This window comes from Candidatus Frankia nodulisporulans (assembly GCF_902806475.1).
Lineage (GTDB): Bacteria > Actinomycetota > Actinomycetes > Frankiales > Frankiaceae > Frankia > Frankia umida.
The window spans coordinates 1-3,505 of the sequence record NZ_CADCWS010000350.1; the positions used below are offsets into that span (position 1 = coordinate 1).

The window sequence follows — 3,505 nt, forward strand, 5'->3', positions numbered from 1 at the left end:
GAGAGCGCGGCCGCGACGCCCACCCGAGGGGGCGGCGGGTCGTCGAAACCGCCGGCCACCTCCGACGGTGACGGCGACGACGGTGGGTCCGGCACCGGCGGCGGTTCGGATGGCGGCGGTGCGGATGGTCCGGCGACGCAGCGGCCGCGAAGCTTCCCGTTTCCGCGGCCGACGGTGAACTCACGCGGTCCGACTGGTTCGCCGTCGTCGACGCCGACCCGCGCGACCACGCCCCCACGGACGCCGACGCGGGCGACCCTGTCCCCGCGACCATCGGCATCCCCGCAGCCATCGCTGTCCCCGCGGGCGACAGCATCCACGCGGGTGTCGGTGCCGCCCGGTCCGGCCGCGCCTTCTCCCTCGCGTTCGGTCTCGGCCCGGCCGTCGGCGTCTGCCCGGCCCTCGTCCTCCAGCCAGACACCTGGATCGGCGCGCCCGACGGTCACGGTCGACGCGCCACGGTCGATCGGTCCTGTCGAACCCTCGATCGGAACGCCCTCGATCGGGACGCCGTCGCTCGAGGTGCCGCCGGTGACGCTTTCCCGGCGTGAGCGGACCCCGAGAGCGGCCCCGCCGACGAGTGCCGGATCAGGGCACGACAGCAGCCGACACGGTGCCCTTCGTATCTCCTAGATAACTCTTGGTGAGCTACAGTGTGACTGTTCGGTCAACCGCTGCGATCTGGGGGCCCGATGCCGACCGTCGCCATGGCACTGGCTCTGCTCGCCGTCATGGTCATGGTCACCGGGATCGTGGGGACGGTCCGAGGCCACCTCGACCGTTTGCGCATCCCGGATCGGCGCCATGGTCTGATCGTGGCGACCATCGGCTTCACGGTCGCGGTGGTGGCCTTCGGCTTCGCCGCGCCGCTCGGCGTCCACCCCGACACCGACGATGATGCCAGTCTGTGGGCGGCGGGCGATCCGCGAAACCAGCTCGGGTTCGAGGCCACCGGTCGCGGGGGTGCTCTCGGTGGCACCGGCTCCGCCGGCTCGACCGCGGGACCCGACGCCGGCCACCCGGGCGGGCCAGGGGGCAACGGGGTCGAACTCGCCCCGCCGGTACCCACCCTGCCGCCCTATCCGGACCCGATCTACGGCCTGACGCCGTCGGCTCCGCCGTCCATCGTGGACGGAGGCAGCGCACAGTCCGCGATCCCCGCCGTCCCCGGCCTGCCGGCTGTGCCCGCGGTACCGGCTGTGCCCGCGCAGCCCGCCGTCCCCGCCGTTCCCAGCGCCGCGCCCAGCCTCGTGCGACCCGGCACCGTAGCGCCCGGCCTCGCCGTGCCCGCCTGGCCGGTCGCCCCCACCATCCCGGTGGATGGCCTGACCGGGACCGTGCCGCCCACCCCACCGGCCTGGCCCGGCGCCGTGGAGCTGCCGCGCCCACCGGGACCGCTGGGACTGGGACTACCGGACAGACGAGCCGACCTCACGCCGTAGCCGCCGTAGCCATGGCCGGCTGTGGTTGCCCATGGCCCAGCGAGCGGTCCGAAAGGAGAGGGGGTCAGGCCACCGAGGTGGGCACGGCGCGTCGGGCCGCGACGAGGGCGCTGATCGCCGGCAGGTTCACCGCGCCCCACGCGTCCAACTGGGCGGGCAGCTGCTCGAGCTGCGAATCGAGGACGAACACGCCGGTCGTCGGGCAGGCGGCGCCGATCTCGACGAGCACCGGACGCAGGTGGACCTCGACGGCGAGCGCATGCTGCGGCGCGGCGGCGACCTGGACCGGCACCGTCGGCAGACCGGCGAGTTCGCCGCCCCCGATCTGGTCGAGCAGCAGCTTCAACAGCCCGGTGTAGGTGGCCTTGTAGGTCGGGGTGGCCACGACGAGCACATCGGCCGAGCGAATGGTGGCGAGTGCCGCCTTGACGGCGGGGTCGCCCCAGCCGAGCAGACCCGCACCCAGCTCGCTGACCTCGAGGACTTCGGTGGTGGCGGTGTGGCCGGCGGCGGTCAGCGCGGCCTCGACCCGGGCGGCGACCGCCTCGGCGACCTGCCGGGTGCGGGACGCGGGTTTGGGATTACCCACCACACTGATGATCCGGCACGGTTCCATCGGACGGCCTCCCTGATCCGCTCGCGGGCCGACGTCGCGAAAGCTCGACGGCAACAGCGCTGCGAAGTCTAGCGAAGCACGCCGACGCGCACCCGTGATCGCGTGAGAACGACCACGGGTGCTGCCGGCGGATGACACTGGTATGACGGGCCCGCCGCCCGACCTCAAAACTCGTGATGCGGTCCCGCGCATCCAGCGGATCGGTCGGGTCGGGGGCGGGAAGAAGGACCGTCCGGACTGCCCCGGAGGACAGGTCCCTGATTCCGGACGACACGGGGCGGGAAAACGGTCGAGGCCGGTTCCGCCGCCGGCAAACCGCTCTCGGGGTGCCGGTGGAGTGCCGGCGGGACGTCGGTCGGGAAAAAGGAGCGGCCGACGCCGCGGGTCGGGCTGGGCCGGGCCACGGCCCAGGATCAGCGGGGCGTCAGAATGAAGTGGTAGAAGATGGCGAGCGGCCACAGCACGGTCGCGATCACCGCGGTGAAAAGACTGGCCAGTGCATGGCCGTCCCAGTCGGTGAAGTTCCAGTAGTCCTGGCTGGCGGTGAGGATGACCCCGATGACGAGGTAGAGCAGCGTTCCCAGACTGATGCTGCTGGTTCGGGTGCCGACCCGGGCGCTCATACCGGCTCCTTCTGCTGAGTGGGTCACCGCGGTGATCCGTGGCTGTCGGGGGATTACCCGCTATACGTCGACCTACACGCTCGCGTCCGGTTGCGCACATTCCGAGAATGACGGTCGGGTCGCCCGGGCCGCGTTCGACGGTCGCGGGATCCAGCGCCCGCAGGGTCGGGCGCGGTCGAACACCGACCGAGGGTGGCGTCGGGCACAGGCCGCCCACCTTCGGGCCGGTCGGGCCCGGACCCGGTCGGCGTCGCCACGAACCCGGCCCGGTTCCGACCCGGTTCCGGCCGGATTCAGGCCCGGCTCCCGACCGGCCGGCCATCAGAGAGCCCTGCGCGGGCGGGTGGACCACGGCGACTGGTCAGGTCGATGGACGGGCCTGTCCGACCCGACCGTGTGTCACGGTGAACCGGGAGGTCAGGCTGTATACGAGCATGAGATGAACGTTCGGATGCCGGGCGACATGTCGGGTCGGATGTCCTGCGCGAACGGCGCCCGACAGCTGTTTTTCGGGCCGAAACCGCGAGGTGTCCGCCGTGTTGTCTCGAGCGGAGACCCCGGCCCGAGGGCATTGTCTGACAGCGGATAGCGTGGCGCCGTGCCCATTCACAGCCCGCCCGGCGCCCGGGCGACTCCACCGCCGTTGCAGATCGTTTCGAACATTACACCTTCACGATCCTTCGGTAGTGGGTCGTCGGTCGTTCTTTCGTCTCCCGGATTTGCGTACCTGATGTGCTTCGTGACCGTGATAGCTACTGTTACGGCCACTGCCGTGATTGTGGGAGTGTGCCGCGCGCGGCATGCCGCCCGGAAAGCACCGGCTC

Annotated in this window: 3 protein-coding genes and 1 pseudogene; 1 reads left to right on the forward strand and 3 read right to left on the reverse strand. The window is 71.7% G+C overall.

From position 1 onward, the window contains the following. Positions 1-446, reverse strand: a pseudogene (locus G6R24_RS22945) (hypothetical protein); the annotation flags it as partial. A 246-nt stretch (positions 447-692) separates the two neighbouring features. Between G6R24_RS22945 and G6R24_RS19475 the strand changes: the two are divergent. Further along, positions 693-1,442 (forward strand): hypothetical protein, encoded by a 750-nt coding sequence (locus G6R24_RS19475; protein ID WP_163550618.1) that lies wholly within the window; start codon positions 693-695, stop codon positions 1,440-1,442. Positions 1,443-1,506: 64 nt separating this feature from the next. On the opposite strand, the gene G6R24_RS19480 is transcribed toward G6R24_RS19475, so the two are convergent. Together G6R24_RS19480 and G6R24_RS19485 are read right to left on the reverse strand one after the other, a co-directional pair. Then, complete coding sequence (locus G6R24_RS19480) at positions 1,507-2,058, reverse strand: NADPH-dependent FMN reductase (RefSeq protein ID WP_163550619.1); 552 nt, start codon at positions 2,056-2,058, stop codon at positions 1,507-1,509. A gap of 413 nt (positions 2,059-2,471) precedes the next feature. Further along, the gene (locus G6R24_RS19485) at positions 2,472-2,681 is read right to left on the reverse strand and encodes a hypothetical protein (protein WP_163550620.1); all 210 of its coding nucleotides are present in this window, start codon (positions 2,679-2,681) and stop codon (positions 2,472-2,474) included. Between the last annotated feature and the right edge of the window lie 824 nt (positions 2,682-3,505).

Bases quoted from the DNA above. Each gene is read 5' to 3' on its own strand.
- G6R24_RS19485 (WP_163550620.1), bottom strand. From the start codon at position 2,681: ATGAGCGCCCGGGTCGGCACCCGAACCAGCAGCATCAGTCTGGGAACG.
- G6R24_RS19480 (WP_163550619.1), bottom strand. From the start codon at position 2,058: ATGGAACCGTGCCGGATCATCAGTGTGGTGGGTAATCCCAAACCCGCG.
- G6R24_RS19475 (WP_163550618.1), top strand. From the start codon at position 693: ATGCCGACCGTCGCCATGGCACTGGCTCTGCTCGCCGTCATGGTCATG.